Origin of the sequence: Solirubrobacter pauli, assembly GCF_003633755.1 — a bacterium.
Lineage (GTDB): Bacteria > Actinomycetota > Thermoleophilia > Solirubrobacterales > Solirubrobacteraceae > Solirubrobacter > Solirubrobacter pauli.
Genome location: NZ_RBIL01000002.1, coordinates 578247 through 592977 on the forward strand (window position 1 = coordinate 578247; position 14731 = coordinate 592977).

The window sequence follows — 14731 nt, forward strand, 5'->3', positions numbered from 1 at the left end:
ATGCAGGATCTGGACCGCCGCGGACTGGCCACCCTCGCAGGTGGCCACGCCGCGGCGGATCTGTGCCAGGGGTCGATCCCGGCCCTGATCCCGTTCTTGGTCTCGCAGCGCGGCTACTCGTTCGGCGCCGCGGGCGCGCTGCTCCTGGTGGTCACGATCGGCTCCTCGATCATCCAGCCGGTGTTTGGCGCGCTCAGCGACCGCCTCCAGCTCGCGTGGCTGATGCCGGTCGGCGTCGCGCTCGCCGCGGTCGGGATCGCGGGCGCCGGGGTGGCGGACAGCTTCGCGCTCACCTGCGTGCTGGTCGGGCTCGGCGGCCTCGGGGTCGCCGCCTTCCACCCGGAGGGCGCGCGGTACGCGAACTACGCCTCGGGCTCGCGCCGCGGCACCGGGATGAGCCTGTTCAGCGTCGGCGGGAACACCGGCTTCGCGCTCGCGCCCGTCCTGATCACGCCCGCCGTGCTCGCGGTCGGCCTCAACGGCACGCTGATCGTGGCCGTGCTGCCAGCGGTCGCGGCGGTGCTCCTGGCCTTCGAGCTGCCGCACCTGAAGGCGCGCAGCGCCTCGGCCGCGCAGAAGGTCGCGGCCGGGAAGGCCGACCACTCAAGCGACCAGTGGGGCGCCTTCAGCACGCTGGCCGGCGTCGTCTCGATCCGCTCCGGGATCTACTTCGGCCTGCAGTCGTTCGCACCCCTGTGGCTCATCCACACCTACGGGTTCAGCGAGGCGAGCGGTAACACGGCGCTCGCCGCGATGCTGTTCGCGGGTGCGGTCGGGACGCTCGTCGGCGGCCGGCTCGTCGACCGGATCGGGCGCCGCAAGGTGCTGGTCGGCTCGATCGTCGCCCAGATCCCGCTGCTGACGGCGTTCATGGTCGCGCCGAACGGCGTCGTCGCCGGGATCGTGCTGGCCGGGATCGGCTTCGTGACCGTGATGTCGTTCAGCGTGTCCGTGGTGATGGGGCAGGAGTACCTGCCGAGCCGGCTGGGGATCGCGTCCGGCGTCACGCTCGGGTTCTCGATCGGCGTCGGCGGCGTGTTCGCGGCGCTGTTCGGCACGGTCGCCGACCACGCTGGGCTCGAGACCGTGATGTGGATCGTCGCGGCGCTGCCGCTCGCGGGGCTGGCGCTCGCGCTCACGTTGCCGCTGACCGCGATGGAAGCGCGGATCAGCCGCCCAACACCCGCTGCGACAGCCAGAACAGGCCGATAGCGGCGGCGGCGGACCCCGCCGACGCGTGCGCGAGCTTGGACCACTCGAAGCGGCGCGACCACAGCAGCAGCGGGAACACGACGGCGATGATCAGCGCTTGCCCGACCTCGATGCCGACGTTGAACCCGATCAGGGCGCTGACGATCGGCGTGCCGCCCGGGAACGTCACCGCGCCCGCGAACCCGAGCCCGTGCAGGAGGCCGAACAGGAACACGACGATCAGCTTGCGGTCGTTCTCCACGCCCAGCACCTGCATCGCCGCCACGTAGACGATCGACGCGGCGATCAGCGGCTCGACGACCTCGCTCGGGGCGTCGACCACGCCGAGGACCGCGAGCGCGAGCGTCACGGAGTGCGCGACGGTGAACGTCGTGCCGAGCTTGACCACGTCGCGGAAGGTCTTCGCGCCCAGCAGCAGGATCACGAGGAAGACGACGTGGTCCCAGCCTCCCACGATGTGCTCGACGCCCTCCTCGACGAAGTGCAGGAAGGACGGCGGGTCGTCGGCGCGCAGCACCAGGTTGTCCGGGTCGAACAGGAACGTGCCCGTCTGGCCGCCGAGCTCGAAGCGCGCGAGGCTCTCGTTCGGGACGGCGTTGCGGACCGCGAACGGCCCCGACGCGCTCTCGCAGTCGTAGGCGAGCACGAGCCGCAGGTAGGCGACGCCGCCGCGCCGCTCCGGCGAGAAGCCCTTCAGCGCGCCGGCACAGCGGACGCCGTCGCTGGAGACGCGCACCCGGGGCAGCAGGTAGGCGGACAACGCCGCCTGGTCCTTGCCGTCGGCCAGCGTGTACAGCGCCTCCTCCTCGAGCCCGAGCACGTAGTCGACCCGGTGCCCGTCCTGCACGATGTCGTGGTAGCCCTGCGTCGTGAAGTGCGCCGAGGCGCTGGACGGGAAGAGCAGCACCAGGGCGGCGAGCAACAGGAGGCGTTTCATGGCGGCCCGCAGTTGATCACCTGATCGGCCGGACGGCTGTTACCGAGTTGATAATCCCATCTCGCGTTCACACGATGCTCACGAGTTGCCGTTCGGCGGAGGCTGGACTGGGGCATCGTCATGCGCCCTCACGTCCTTCTCATCGCCGTCGCCGCGCTCGTCCTGGCGGGCTGCGGAGCCACCAACTCGTCCTCCGACGGCGGCTCGCCGCGGGCGGCGACGGCGGGTGCGGACACCGTCCGCGTCGCCGTCGGCCAGCGCGCGGGCAACCTGGACCCGCACGACTACGCCGGGCAGTTCTACGTCCAGGACCTGCTGTTCGAGGGGCTGGTCAAGTACGCGAAGGACGGCGAGATCGAGCCCGGCCTGGCCGAGTCGTGGGAGGTCGCCGAGGACGGCACGACGTACACCTTCACGCTGCGGGAAGGCGTGACCTTCACCGACGGCACGCCGGTCGACGCGGCCGCGGTCGAGTGGAACTTCAAGCGCTGGGCCGGCAAGGAGGACACCGAGTGGCTCGGCCTGTCACGCGCCTTCAAGGCGATGAAGGTCGTGGACGTGCGGACGTTCGCGCTCGAGCTGTCGCAGCCGTACCCGCCGGCGCTGCAGGAGCTCGCCTACGTCCGTCCGGTGCGGCTGCTGAGCCCGAAGTCGGTCGACGCCGAGGGCCTGTACGTCAAGCCGGTCGGCACGGGCCCGTGGGTGCTCGAGCACTCCGACCGCAACGGCGCCGCGTTCACGCGCAACGAACGCTACTGGGGCGACAAGCCCTCACATGCCCGGCTCGAGCTGGACGTCATCCCGGACGCGCAGACGCGCCTGAGCGCCCTGCGCGCGGGTGACGTGGACGTCATCGGCGGCGAGTTCACCGCGCCGCTGACGCCGCGCAACGCGCTCGCGCTGAGGAAGGCCTCGAACGTGAAGCTCGTCACCGAGACCGGCACGGGCACGCTCATCCTCGGCTTCAACGAGGCCAAGGCGCCGTTCGACGACCAGCGCCTGCGCGCGGCGGTCAACAAGATGATCGACCGCAAGGCGATCGCCAAGGCCCTGTACTTCGGCTTCGGCGAGCCCGCCGGCAACCTGTTCCCGGATTCGGTCCCGCTGTCCGGCGCGCGGCAGGCGATCCCGCCGGTGGACAAGGCCGCGGCCGCTGCGCTGGTCAAGGAGGCCGGCTACGGGCCCGAGAAGCCGCTGAAGGTCACGCTGCTCACGTCCGAGGACGCGATCCCCGGCGGTCGCGCGATGGGCGAGGTGATCCAGAGCGCGCTGAAGGAGATCGGCATCGCGGTCGAGGTCCGGCTCGTGGACCACGCGACGCGCCACAAGGAGATCGCCAAGCGCGCCTACGACCTCGCGTTCTACGCCACCTACGCCGCGCCCTACGACCCGTACGGCTCGTTCGGCGCGGTGTTCGACAGCCGCACGGAGATCGGCGTCGACGGGAAGATCTTCATGGACGCGAAGACGCTGGATCCGCTGATCGACACGGCGTTCGCGGCCACCGGCGACGAGCGCGAGCCCGCGTTCGAGGCGATCTACACCTACCTGCGCGAGCAGGAGGCGTTCGTCCCGCTCGTGTACACGCAGCGGATCTGGGCGCACGGCGACGACGTGGCCCAGCTGAGGCTGCCCGCGACCGAGTACGAGCTGCCGGTCCGCTGATGGCGCGCTTCATCGCCCGCCGGATCGCGACCGCGGTGCTGGTGCTCGCGGTCGCATCCGTCGCCGTCTTCACCCTGGTGACGCTCGCCCCGGGCGATCCCGCGCAGATCGTCGCCGAGCGGCGCTCGTTCGGCGCCGACCGCGAGATGGTGGAGCGCGTCCGCGCGGAGCTCGGCCTGGACCGTCCGCTGCCGGTCCGCTACCTCGACTGGCTGGGGGACGTCGCCCGCGGCGACCTGGGCACGTCGCTGCGCACCAACGGCGAGATCTGGGCCGAGCTGCGCGAGCGCACGCCGACGACCGCCCTGCTCGTGATCGGGGCCACGCTCTTCGCCCTGCTCGCGGGCGCCGGCGCGGGCGTGCTGGGCGCGCTCTTCCCGAGCGGCCTGCACGACCGGCTCTCGCGCGCCACCGCGCTCGCCGCGGTCTCGATCCCCAGCTTCTACCTCGGCGCGCTGCTCGTGCTGCTGTTCGCGGTCACGCTGCGGTGGCTGCCGGCGGAGGGCGTGAGCGGGCCCAGCTCGTGGCTGCTGCCGTGCGTCACGCTCGGCCTGGCGAGCGGCGCCGTGCTCTCGCGCGTGGTCCGCGTCGGACTGGCCGAGGCCGTGTCGTCGCGCTACGTCACCACGGCGATCAGCCGCGGTCGCTCGCGCCGCCGGACCGTCCTGCGCGACGCGCTGCCCAACGTCGCCGTGCCGACGCTGACCGCGCTCGCCACGCAGGTCGGCGTGATCATCACCGGTGCGATCGTCGTGGAGGCCGTGTTCTCGTGGCAGGGCGCGGCGATCTACTTCCTCGAGGCGGTCAAGTTCCGCGACTTCCCGGTGTTGCAGGCGTGGCTGCTGCTGTTCGCCGCGCTGTTCGTGACCATCAACACGGTCGTGGACATCGCCACGCGGGCGATCGACCCGCGGCTGCGGCGCGCGGTCGCGGAGGGGCTGGCGTGAGAGGCGTGCTGGTGATCGTGGCGAGCTTCGCCCTGCTCGCGCTGCTCGGGCCTGAGCTGGCGCCGTACGCGCCGGACCACACGGACCTCGACGCGGTGCTCGAAGGGCCGAGCGCGGCGCACCTACTCGGCACCGACGACCTCGGGCGCGACACGCTCTCGCGGCTGCTGCACGCCGCGCGCACGTCGCTAACTGCGGTCGCGCTCGTGCTGGCCGGGGCGCTGGGCTTCGGCGTGCTGGTCGGCTCGATCGCCGCCCTGCGCGGCGGGATCGTCGACGAGGTGCTGATGCGCATCACCGACGTCGCGCTGGCGATCCCGAACCTGGTGACCGCGCTCGCGATCCTCGGCTTCCTCGGTCCGGGCGTGACCAACATGGTGCTGGCCCTGATGCTGGCCGCGTGGCCCGCCTACGCACGGCTCTCGCGCACGCTGATCGTCTCCGTCCATCGCCGGCCGTACATCGAGGCCGTCCAGCTGATGGGCGCGCGGCGCAGTTGGATCCTGCGCAAGCACCTGATCCCGGCGGCGCTCGGGCCGGTGCTCGTCTACGCGACCGCGGACGCGGGGTTCATCGTCGTCTCGGTCGCCACGCTCAGCTTCCTCGGCCTGGGGGTGCAGCCGCCGACGCCCGAGTGGGGGCAGATGCTCGTCGCCGGGCTGCCGTTCATGGAGACGAGCCCCGGTCTCGTGATCTTCCCGGGGCTGGCGCTCACCCTGCTCGTCATCGGCTTCAACCTCGCGGGGGAGCGCGTGGCGCTGGACCGCGTGCCGCGTCCGCTCTCCCGGCGCCGGCTCGTCCGCCGGCGCGCGGAGGCGCTGGCGTGACCCTCGTCGCCGACCACCTGACGGTCCGGCTGTACCCGGCGCGCGGCGCGGTGCACGCGGTCGACGACGTGTCCTGGCGCCTGGAGCCGGGGCGCACGCTGGCGATCGTGGGGGAGAGCGGCTCCGGCAAGACCGTGATGTCGCTCGCGCCGCTCGGCCTGCTCCCGCCGGGCGTGAGCGCGGACATCGGCGGCAGCGTCACGCTCGACGGCGCCCCGCCGGTGCTCGGGAGCGACGTCGGGGTGGTCTTCCAGGACCCGCCGAGCGCGCTCAACCCACTCCGACGCGTCGGCGCGCAGGTCGTCGACGCCGCGCGGCTGCCGCGCCGGGCCCGCCGGGCCCGCGCGATCGAGCTGCTCGACCTCGTCGGGCTCCCGGACCCGGCGCGGGCCGCGGACGTCTACCCGCACGAGCTGTCGGGCGGCATGCTCCAGCGGGCGATGATCGCGGGCGCCTTGGCCGGCGAGCCGCGGGTGCTGATCGCCGACGAGCCGACGACCGCGCTCGACGCGAGCATGCAGGAGCAGGTCCTGGACGTGCTCGCCGACCTGCAGCGGCGGCTCGGCCTCGCGCTGCTGCTGATCACGCACGACATCGGCGTGGTCGCCCGGATGGCCGACGACGTGGCCGTGATGTACGCCGGCCGGATCGTCGAGCAGGGCCCGGCGACCCGCGTCCTCGACGCGCCCGAGCACCCGTACACGCAGGGCCTGCTCGCCGCGGTCCCGACGGCGGACGCCGCGCCCGGCACCCGCTTCGTCGGGCTCGACGGCGCGCCGCCCGACCTGACGACGCGGATCGCGGGCTGCGCCTTCGCGCCGCGCTGCCCGCTCGCCGTCGACCGCTGCACGGCCGAGCGGCCCGAGCTGGTCGACGGCGTCTCCTGCCACGTGAGGACCCATGCTCGTAGTCGATGACGTCCGTGTGCGCTTCGGCGCGGTGACCGCGGTCGACGGCGTGTCGCTCACGCTCGCGCCCGGGGAGATCCTCGGGCTCGTCGGCGACTCGGGCTGTGGCAAGACGACGCTCGCGCGCGTCATCGTCGGGCTCGAGCGTCCGCAGTCCGGCCGCGTCTTCCTCGACGGCGAGGAGCTGCTCCCGCGTCGCCGCGCGTTGCGCCGGCGCGTGCAGCTCGTGTTCCAGGACCCGGAGTCGTCGCTCAGCCCGCGCTGGACGATCGGGAGGACGCTGGAGGAGCCGCTGCAGCTGGCGGGCCTGGGCAACCGCGCCGAGCGCGTGGCCCGCGTCGGCGAGCTGCTCGAGCTCGTCGGGCTGCCGCAGGCGTTCGCCGCGCGCCACCCGCGCGCGCTCAGCGGCGGTCAACGCCAGCGGATCGGCATCGCCCGCGCGCTCGCCTCGGCGCCCGACGTGCTCGTCTGCGACGAGCCGGTCTCCTCGCTCGACGTGTCCGTCCGCGCGCAGGTGATGAACGTGCTGCTCGAGCTGCGCGACGAGCTCGGGCTCAGCGTTCTGCTGATCGCGCACGACGCGGTGCTGGTGCACCAGGCGTCCGACCGAGTGCTCGCCATGCGAGCGGGAGCGCTGCTGCCAGGCTGATCACGAGCGCCTCGGCGGCGACGACGCCGAGGGCGAAGCCGAGGAGCGCGTCGCCGGTGGGCACCTGGACGGCGAGCGCGAGGCCGTGCGCGAGCGCGAGCGCGAACACCGCCCAGAGCTGCGCGCGGCCGGAGATCCCCAGCACCGGCAGCGCGGCGACCGCGACGACCGAGGCGACGGTCACCAGCTCGATCGTCCGCTCGGGCACGTTCACGACGCCCTCGACGGCCAGCACCAGCGCCAGCAGCGTCGCCGCGACGGCACTCCCGGCGAGCAGGGCGAGCTCGCGCCCGGTGCGCGCCCCGAGCAGGAGGATGGCGAGGAACAGCACGTGCTCCCACCCGGTCACGAGGCTCTCGAAGCCGTCGCGCACCCAGCGCGGGAACTTCGGGCTCGTCGACTCCAGCAGCGTGTGGTCGGCGTCGAAGCGGAACATGCCGCTGGCGCCGCCGAGCGCGTAGTCGGTGGCGCTGGCGACGAGCGTCTCGTTGATCACGGCGAACGTGCCGGCCTCCTGCGGGCACGAGAAGCGCATCTCCACGCGCGCATACGGCTCCACGCCGTCGCGGCGCACGGGCGTCGCCTCGTGCATGCCGCCCGGGCAGGACTCCGCGTCGACCGAGAGCCGCAGGTTGTTCGCCAGGTAGCCGGCGATCTCTTCCTTGGTCTCGCCACCGGCCAGGCTGGTGAGCTCCTCGCCCGGGATGCCGAGCACCCAGGAGATCCGAGTGCCGTCCTGACGGATCTCGGCCACGCCGGGCCGGTCCACCGCCGCGGCGGCGGTCGCGTGGAGGAGCAGGGCGAGCAGCAGGGCGATGACGGCGGGTCTCATGACGGCCGCCACTCTCTCAGCGGGTCGTGATCGTCCTGTTACCGGGTCGTGACGTCACGAGTCCGTAACGGGCTCAGAGTTCTCTCACGAAAGACTCGCCGCGGTCACACCGAACGATCACCCAAGGAGGGTCATGAACGCACCGGTTGCACACCGGGCGCTTCTCGGCGCCGCGCTCACCGCGGCGCTGTTCGCGGCAGGCATCAACGTCGCGCAGTCTCAGAGCGAACCGACCCCGGCCTACCCGGCCGCGGAGAAGCACAAGCCGACCACGCTGGCGGACCGCATCGTGCTCACGCACGAGGCCGACCCGTCGAACTCGCAGTCGGTCACGTGGCGTACGGACACGACCGTCAAGACCGCTCAGGCGCAGATCGCGAAGTCCGCCGGGGGGCCGGGCTTCAAGTCGAGCGCGACGACGGTCCTCGCCACGCGCAACGTCCAGCAGACCTCGAGCCTTGGTGCCGAGACCGTGTTCCACACGGTGCGGTTCACGGGCCTCGAGCCGAAGACGCAGTACCTCTACCGTCTCGGCGACGGCACGAACTGGAGCGAGTGGTACGAGTTCGAGACCGCTGCGGCCACGGCCGAGCCGTTCTCGTTCGTCTACTACGGCGACGCGCAGAACGACATCCAGGAGCACTGGAGCCGCCTCGTCCGCAAGTCCTACATGGACGCGCCGGAGGCCAAGCTCTTCGTCCACGCCGGCGACCTCGTCGACACGTCGAACAACGACGGCCAGTGGGGCGAGTGGTTCAAGGCCGCGGGCTTCGTGAACGGCATGAAGCCGTCGATCGCCGTGCCCGGCAACCACGAGTACTCCGGCACGACGCTGGCGCCGTACTGGCGCACGCAGTTCGCGTTCCCGGACAACGGCCCGACGCAGGGCACGCCCGCCGTCATCGACGCGCTCAAGGGCACCGTGTTCTACACGGACTACCAGGGCGTGCGCTTCATCGCGCTCAACTCGAACGTCTCGGCCGTGGCCTCCGCGCTGCGCCCGGAGTTCCTCGAGATCCAGCGCGCCTGGCTCGAGAGCGTGCTGCAGAACAACCCGAACAAGTGGACGGTCGCGACCTTCCACCACCCGATGTTCTCGACGGCCGAAGGCCGGAACAACCCGTCCCAGCGCGCTTCGTGGCTGCCGGTGTTCGAGAAGTACGGCGTCGACCTGGTCCTCCAGGGCCACGACCACTCCTACGGCCGCGGCAACATGGCCGAGGGCACCACGACCCAGACCGGCACGTCGATCTACGTCGTCTCCGTCTCCGGGCCGAAGATGTACGAGGCCAACGATCTCAACTGGACGTCCAACGGCGCCATCGCCAAGAAGATCGGCATGAACACCCAGCTGTTCCAGGTGATCTCCGTCGACGGCGAGACGCTCAAGTACAAGTCCAAGGACGCCACGGGCAAGCTCTACGACGACTTCACGATCTCCAAGCCGGCCACCGGCCCGAAGGTGATCACGGAGAACCTCGAGAGCACCAAGCCCGCCAACGTCGGCGGCTCGGTCCCGAACACGCTCTCGCTCTCGCTGGGCACGCCCGGCACGCTCGGCGCCTTCATCCCAGGGGTCGGCAAGAGCTACGAGGCCACCACCGAGGTCACGGTCACCAGCACCGCGGCCGAGGCCACGCTGTCCGTCGTCGACCCGTCGACGAACCAGCCGGGCAAGCTCGTCAACGGCACGTTCGCGCTCGCGCAGCCGCTCGAGGCGGCCGTGAACGGCGCCTTCGCCCCGGTCACGGGCACGCCGTCCGCGCTGCACACCTGGGCCGGGCCGGTCGCCAACGACAAGCTCAACCTGCAGTTCAAGCAGACCATCGGCGCCGACGAGGCGCTGCGCACCGGCTCCTACTCGAAGCCGCTGACGCTGACGCTCTCGACGACGACCCCGTAGTCGCCGTCTCGGGCGGGCCCGCCCCTGCGTGGGGCGGGCCCGTCGCGGGCGTTCAGACGCGCACGGCGGCGCGCCGCCGCTGCGCCGCGGCCACGAGGTGGGTGAGGGCCGGGCGCACCTCGGCCCAGCCGCGGGTCTTCAGGCCACAGTCCGGGTTCACCCACAGCCGCTCGCGCCCGACCCGCCGCTCGGCGAGCTCCAGCAGGCGCTCGAGCTCCTCGACGGACGGGATCCGGGGCGAGTGGATGTCGTACAGGCCCGGCCCGATCTCGTTCGGGTAGTCGAGCTCGCCGGCGAACGCGTCGAGCACCTCCATGTCCGAGCGGGAGGCCTCGATCGACAGCACGTCGGCGTCCAGGCGCACGATGTGCTCCATCATCTCGTTGAACTCCGAGTAGCACATGTGGGTGTGGATCTGGGTGTCCGGCCGGGCGGTCGCGACCGTCAGCCGGAAGGCGTCGACGGCCCAGCGGACGTAGGCGTCCTGGTCCGCGCGCCGGAGCGGCAGGCCCTCACGGAGCGCGGCCTCGTCGACCTGGATCGCGAACGCGCCGGCGGCCTCGAGGTCGCGGACCTCGTCCTGGATCGCGAGCGCGAGCTGCGTGCACGTCTCCCCGCGCGGCTGGTCGTCGCGCACGAACGACCACTGCAGGATCGTCACCGGGCCGGTGAGCATGCCCTTCATCGGCTTCTCGGTCAGGGACTGCGCGTGCTGCCACCAGCGGACGGTCATCGGCTGCGGGCGCGAGACGTCGCCGTACAGGATCGGTGGCTTCACGCAGCGCGATCCGTACGACTGCACCCAGCCGAACCGCGAGAACGCGAACCCGTCCAGCTGCTCGCCGAAGTACTCGACCATGTCGTTGCGCTCGGGCTCGCCGTGGACGAGCACGTCCAGGCCGACCTGCTCCTGGTGGCTGACGACCTCGGCGATCTGCGCGCGCAGGAAGCGCTCGTAGGCCTCCGGCGCGAGCGTGCCGGCCTTCAGGTCACGCCGCGCGGCCCGGATCTCCGGCGTCTGCGGGAACGAGCCGATCGTGGTCGTGGGCAGCTCGGGCAGCGGGACCCGCGCGCGCTGCGCGGCGTGGCGCTCCGGGAAGGGCGCGCTGCGGGCGTAGTCGGCGGGGGAGAGACCCCCGGCGCGCCCGCGGACGGCCGGGTCGTTGGTGTGACCGGACGTGCGCCGGGCGCTGACGACGGCACGCGCGGGGGCGAGCAGCGCGTCGCGGTCGCCGTCGAGCGCGGCCGCCAGCGTGCGCAGCTCGGCGAGCTTCTCGTCGCGGAACGCGAGCCACGGGCGGATCTCCGCGTCCAGCCCGGTCTCACGCGCGGCCGAGTAGGGCACGTGCAGCAGCGAGCACGACGGCGCGACCGTCACGCGGTCGGTGCCGAGGGCGGCGACCGCGGCGTCGATGCGCTCCAGCGCGACGTCCAGGTCGGCCGCCCACACGTTGCGGCCGTCGATCACGCCGAGCGAGAGCCGCCCGGTGACGGCGCGCAGCGCGGCGCCGAGCTGCTGCGGGGCCCGCACGAGGTCGAGGTGCAGCTCGGCCGCGGGCAGCGTGAAGACGACCGGGTCCGCCGGGGCGAAGTAGGTCGCGAGGCAGAGGTCGATCGGTGCCCTGGTGAGCTCGGCGAACGCCTCGGCGTACTCGGCCGCCGGGACGTCGTCGAGCGCGAGGCCGGGCTCGTCGAGCTGGACCTCGGTCGCGCCGGCGGCGGCGAGCTCGCGCAGCAGCTCCGCGTAGACCGGGACGAGCGCGGAGAGCGGCGGCTTCGTGCCCTTCGACAGCCGCAGGAACGTGTACGGGCCGATCACGACCGGCCGCGTCATGAGGCCCAGCGCGGCGGCCTCGCGCAGCGGGCCGGTCCAGTGCTCGGCACGCAGCGCGAAGGGCTGGTCGGCGCGCAGCTCGGGCACGAGGTAGTGGTAGTTCGTGTCGAACCACTTCGTCATCTCCAGCGGCGGCCGCGTCGCGGTGCCGCGGGCGTGGGCGAAGTAGTCCTCCAGCGTCTCGCCGTCGACCACGCCGAGCGCCCACGCGGTGTCGAGCATCTGGTCGTAGAAGCTGAAGTCGCCGGACGGGACGACGTCGATCCCGGCCGCGGCGGCCTGCTCCCAGCCCGCGCGGCGCAGCTCGCGCGCCGTCGCCTCCAGCGCCTCGGCGTCGTCGCGGCCGGCCCAGAAGGCCTCCAGCGCGAACTTCAGCTCGCGGTCGGGCCCCACGCGCGGTAGCCCGAGAACGGCAGTACGTGCCATGAAGATCCTGCTCCTGATGATCCGAGCGGCCCATGCTCGCGAGGCCGCGGTTGTCGGTGCCCCGGTCGGGGCGGAGTCGACAGGTCTTCGGGCTTGGACGCGATCGAGGCGGCCGCCTTCCCAGGCATGTGCCCAGTGGCGTGTGGCCGCGTCGCACGTCCCCACCGCTGCGCGCCAGCTCCGGATTCTGAACCGGATTCCCTGACCCGTTGCTTCGGGTGCGATCGACTCCGGGGCGAAGCCTACCGGCTAGGCTGGGTTGCATGACGCAACGCGCCCGCACGTTCACCTGGGCCGATCCGATGGCCACGGCGCAGGCCGCGGCCGAGCTGCCCGGGATCGACGCCATCCGCAAGATCGCCGCGGGCGAGCTGCCACCCCCGCCGATCGCGTCGCTGCTGGACTTCGAGATCGCGCTGGTGGAGCCGGGGCGCGTCGTCTTCGCGGTCGAGCCGACGGAGTGGATGTACAACCCGATCGGGTCGGTGCACGGCGGCGTCGCGGCCACGCTGCTGGACTCGGCGCTCGGGTGCGCGATCCACACGATGCTCGCGGCGGGGCAGCGCTACACGACGACCGATCTCCAGGTCCGCTACCTGCGCGCGATGAGCGACCGCACCGGCCGGGTGCTGGCGGACGCGAAGGTCGTGCACGTCGGGCGCAAGCTGGCGACCGCCGAGGGACGCCTGTACGCGGAGGGCGACGATGAGCGACTGTTCGCGCACGGGACCACCAGCTGCTTGATCCTCTGAGAACCGTTTCCGCGTCCGGTGGCAATGAGCGGGCAGTGTTGTCCACGCTCGAAAGACCGGACGCGAGGCTGATCGCCGCGTCCCTGACGGACCCGGCCGCGTTCGCCGCCGTGTTCGACCGCCACTGGGCGGCCATCCACCGCTACTGCACGAGCCGGGCACCGTCGGTGGGGGAGGACCTCGCCGCGGAGACGTTCCGGATCGCGTTCGACGAGCGCGCCAAGTACGACCCGCGCTACGACGACGCCCGGCCCTGGCTGTACGGCATCGCCACGAACCTGCTGCGGCGGTTCTTCCGCGACGCCGCCCGTGCCTCGGCACCCCCGGTCACCCGTGAGGGCGGCTTCGAGGACGCGGCGCTCGGCCGCGTCGAAGCCGCCGCGCTCGGCCCCGCCCTGGCCGCCGCGTTGGCGACGGTCGCTCCCGCCGACCGCGACGCCTTGCTCCTGCACGCCTGGGCGGAGCTCACCTACACCGAGATCGCCCACGCGACCGGCGTGCCCGTCGGCACCGTCCGGTCCCGCATCCACCGCGCCCGCACCCTGCTGCGCACCCACCTCGAGAGGACCCGCGATGAACGAGCTTGAGTGGCTGAAGGAGGCCCAGCCGGCCGTGCCCGAGCCGGACACCGCGACCGCACGCGCCGCGCTGCTCGCGCACATGGCCGCACGGCCGGAGGAGACCGCCAAGCCCGGCCACGCCGCGCCGGGCCGCGAGCTTGACAGCGCCGCCCCGGGCCGCGCGTTCGCCGACGCCGCCCCCGGCCGCCCCGCGGCCGCCGACGACGACGCCTACGCCGCGCTGCGCCGCCGTGCGGCGGCCGAGCTCGGCGACACCGCGCCGCGCGCCTCCCGGCCGCGCCGGCCGCGGCTGGGCCGCCGCGAGCGTCGCGCCGAGGCCGCGCGGGCCCGTCGCGCGGCCTGGCGCCCGCGGCTCGCGTTCGCCTCGGCCGCGGTGCTGGTGGCCGCGACGCTCGCGGTCGCCTGGCCGAACACGGACGCGCCGAACGAGCGGTTCGCGGCGCCCGTCACGCCCGCACCGGTCGTCGAGGCGCCGCTCGTGCGGCTCTCGCAGGAGATCGCGCAGGAGCCGGACCCCAAGGGCGACGCCACGCTCGTGATCCGCACCCAGCGGTACCCGGACGACGACCCGGTCCCGGGCTACGACCTGTACCTCGACGACGGCCGCTACTACTACGGCTCGACGAAGGAGGAGCTGAAGGTGTCCGGGCTCACCAGCGACAGCTTCCAGGGACCGCTGATGGAGGCGGCGATCAAGGCCACCGACCTGCCCGCCGACAAGGCACGCCGTGAGATGGACCTGGCGCTCAGCCCCAACGCCCCGAAGGTCAGCCGCTCGGTCGAGTCCAACCACGTCTGGACGGCCTCGATGGACGCCTTGCTGGCCGGCGCCGGGCGCAAGGACGTCCGCGCGGGCGTGATGAGGCTGCTCGCCACGATCGACACGCTGAAGACCCGCGAGGAGGGCAAGCTGCTCAAGCTCACCTCCACCGACTTCCCCGACGGCTACGCCGAGAGCCTGTACATCGACGCCGAGACCGGCATCCCGCAGAAGTTCGAGGGTGGGGTCCCCGGCAAGGAGCCGGACGTCCGCATCGACTACGACGTCAAGCGGGTCACGGCCGCTAACTGGGCCGACGCGGCGGCAAAGGCCGCCGACGATCAAGCGCCGGCCGCGGATGCGCCTCGCCGGACGGATCAGGCGCCTCCGGCCCGTCGTCCGTAGCCGGCTGACGCTCGTCGCGCGCGGCCGCCTCGGCCGCGCGCTCCGCGTCCTCGGAGCGTCCAACGACGAAGAACACCATCGACACGGCGATCA

General features: G+C 72.7%; 13 protein-coding genes and 1 riboswitch. Of the genes, 10 read left to right on the plus strand and 3 right to left on the minus strand.

From position 1 onward, the window contains the following. On the plus strand, positions 1-1212 hold the full coding sequence (locus C8N24_RS22630) for an MFS transporter (RefSeq protein WP_121254399.1): 1212 nt from the start codon (positions 1-3) through the stop codon (positions 1210-1212). Here the strand turns inward: C8N24_RS22630 and C8N24_RS22635 are convergent. Continuing rightward, positions 1169-2149 carry a HupE/UreJ family protein gene (locus C8N24_RS22635; protein WP_121254401.1) on the minus strand — a complete coding sequence of 327 codons (981 nt, stop codon included), beginning with the start codon at positions 2147-2149 and terminating at the stop codon, positions 1169-1171. The genes C8N24_RS22630 and C8N24_RS22635 overlap by 44 nt on opposite strands. Positions 2150-2269: 120 nt before the next feature. On the opposite strand from C8N24_RS22635, the gene C8N24_RS22640 reads away from it, so the two are divergent. The 5 genes from C8N24_RS22640 to C8N24_RS22660 are packed head-to-tail and all read left to right on the plus strand — an operon-like array spanning position 2270 to position 7145. Beyond that, positions 2270-3814: an ABC transporter substrate-binding protein gene (locus tag C8N24_RS22640; RefSeq protein WP_121254403.1), complete on the plus strand. Its 1545-nt coding sequence runs from the start codon at positions 2270-2272 to the stop codon at positions 3812-3814. Next, on the plus strand, positions 3814-4761 hold the full coding sequence (locus tag C8N24_RS22645) for an ABC transporter permease (RefSeq protein ID WP_121254405.1): 948 nt from the start codon (positions 3814-3816) through the stop codon (positions 4759-4761). The genes C8N24_RS22640 and C8N24_RS22645 overlap by 1 nt, the downstream gene beginning before the upstream one ends. Continuing rightward, positions 4758-5588, plus strand: a complete 831-nt coding sequence (locus C8N24_RS22650; protein ID WP_211340114.1) for an ABC transporter permease — start codon at positions 4758-4760, stop codon at positions 5586-5588. Before C8N24_RS22645 ends, C8N24_RS22650 begins: the two co-directional genes overlap by 4 nt. Further along, complete coding sequence (locus tag C8N24_RS22655; RefSeq protein ID WP_121254407.1) at positions 5585-6505, plus strand: ABC transporter ATP-binding protein; 921 nt, start codon at positions 5585-5587, stop codon at positions 6503-6505. Before C8N24_RS22650 ends, C8N24_RS22655 begins: the two co-directional genes overlap by 4 nt. Then, on the plus strand, positions 6489-7145 hold the full coding sequence (locus C8N24_RS22660; RefSeq protein WP_121254408.1) for an ATP-binding cassette domain-containing protein: 657 nt from the start codon (positions 6489-6491) through the stop codon (positions 7143-7145). Before C8N24_RS22655 ends, C8N24_RS22660 begins: the two co-directional genes overlap by 17 nt. Here C8N24_RS22660 and C8N24_RS22665 read toward each other — a convergent pair. Next, positions 7051-7977: a HupE/UreJ family protein gene (locus C8N24_RS22665; RefSeq protein WP_147447937.1), complete on the minus strand. Its 927-nt coding sequence runs from the start codon at positions 7975-7977 to the stop codon at positions 7051-7053. The two genes, C8N24_RS22660 and C8N24_RS22665, sit on opposite strands and share 95 nt — an antisense overlap. 133 nt (positions 7978-8110) lie before the next feature. Between C8N24_RS22665 and C8N24_RS22670 the strand changes: the two genes are divergently transcribed. Beyond that, positions 8111-9880: a purple acid phosphatase family protein gene (locus tag C8N24_RS22670; protein ID WP_121254412.1), complete on the plus strand. Its 1770-nt coding sequence runs from the start codon at positions 8111-8113 to the stop codon at positions 9878-9880. Between the two features lie 52 nt (positions 9881-9932). On the opposite strand, the gene metE is transcribed toward C8N24_RS22670, so the two are convergent. Further along, positions 9933-12140 carry a 5-methyltetrahydropteroyltriglutamate--homocysteine S-methyltransferase gene (gene metE / locus C8N24_RS22675; RefSeq protein WP_121254414.1) on the minus strand — a complete coding sequence of 736 codons (2208 nt, stop codon included), beginning with the start codon at positions 12138-12140 and terminating at the stop codon, positions 9933-9935. Positions 12141-12201: 61 nt separating this feature from the next. Then, positions 12202-12384, minus strand: a riboswitch (cobalamin riboswitch). A gap of 19 nt (positions 12385-12403) precedes the next feature. Between metE and C8N24_RS22680 the strand changes: the two genes are divergently transcribed. The 3 genes from C8N24_RS22680 to C8N24_RS34230 are packed head-to-tail and all read left to right on the plus strand — an operon-like array spanning position 12404 to position 14638. Further along, on the plus strand, positions 12404-12892 hold the full coding sequence (locus C8N24_RS22680; protein ID WP_121254416.1) for a PaaI family thioesterase: 489 nt from the start codon (positions 12404-12406) through the stop codon (positions 12890-12892). 35 nt (positions 12893-12927) lie between these two features. Further along, on the plus strand, positions 12928-13479 hold the full coding sequence (locus tag C8N24_RS22685) for an RNA polymerase sigma factor (protein WP_121254418.1): 552 nt from the start codon (positions 12928-12930) through the stop codon (positions 13477-13479). Then, the gene (locus C8N24_RS34230; RefSeq protein ID WP_170179325.1) at positions 13466-14638 is read left to right on the plus strand and encodes a hypothetical protein; all 1173 of its coding nucleotides are present in this window, start codon (positions 13466-13468) and stop codon (positions 14636-14638) included. Before C8N24_RS22685 ends, C8N24_RS34230 begins: the two co-directional genes overlap by 14 nt. The last annotated feature ends 93 nt before the right edge of the window (positions 14639-14731 follow it).

Excerpts from the sequence above, each read along its gene's own strand:
- C8N24_RS22630 (WP_121254399.1), top strand. The coding sequence starts at position 1 with ATGCAGGATCTGGACCGCCGCGGACTGGCCACCCTCGCAGGTGGCCAC.
- C8N24_RS22635 (WP_121254401.1), bottom strand. The coding sequence starts at position 2,149 with ATGAAACGCCTCCTGTTGCTCGCCGCCCTGGTGCTGCTCTTCCCGTCC.
- C8N24_RS22640 (WP_121254403.1), top strand. The coding sequence starts at position 2,270 with ATGCGCCCTCACGTCCTTCTCATCGCCGTCGCCGCGCTCGTCCTGGCG.
- C8N24_RS22645 (WP_121254405.1), top strand. The coding sequence starts at position 3,814 with ATGGCGCGCTTCATCGCCCGCCGGATCGCGACCGCGGTGCTGGTGCTC.
- C8N24_RS22660 (WP_121254408.1), top strand. The coding sequence starts at position 6,489 with ATGCTCGTAGTCGATGACGTCCGTGTGCGCTTCGGCGCGGTGACCGCG.
- C8N24_RS22665 (WP_147447937.1), bottom strand. The coding sequence starts at position 7,977 with ATGAGACCCGCCGTCATCGCCCTGCTGCTCGCCCTGCTCCTCCACGCG.
- C8N24_RS22670 (WP_121254412.1), top strand. The coding sequence starts at position 8,111 with ATGAACGCACCGGTTGCACACCGGGCGCTTCTCGGCGCCGCGCTCACC.
- metE (WP_121254414.1), bottom strand. The coding sequence starts at position 12,140 with ATGGCACGTACTGCCGTTCTCGGGCTACCGCGCGTGGGGCCCGACCGC.
- C8N24_RS22680 (WP_121254416.1), top strand. The coding sequence starts at position 12,404 with ATGACGCAACGCGCCCGCACGTTCACCTGGGCCGATCCGATGGCCACG.
- C8N24_RS34230 (WP_170179325.1), top strand. The coding sequence starts at position 13,466 with ATGAACGAGCTTGAGTGGCTGAAGGAGGCCCAGCCGGCCGTGCCCGAG.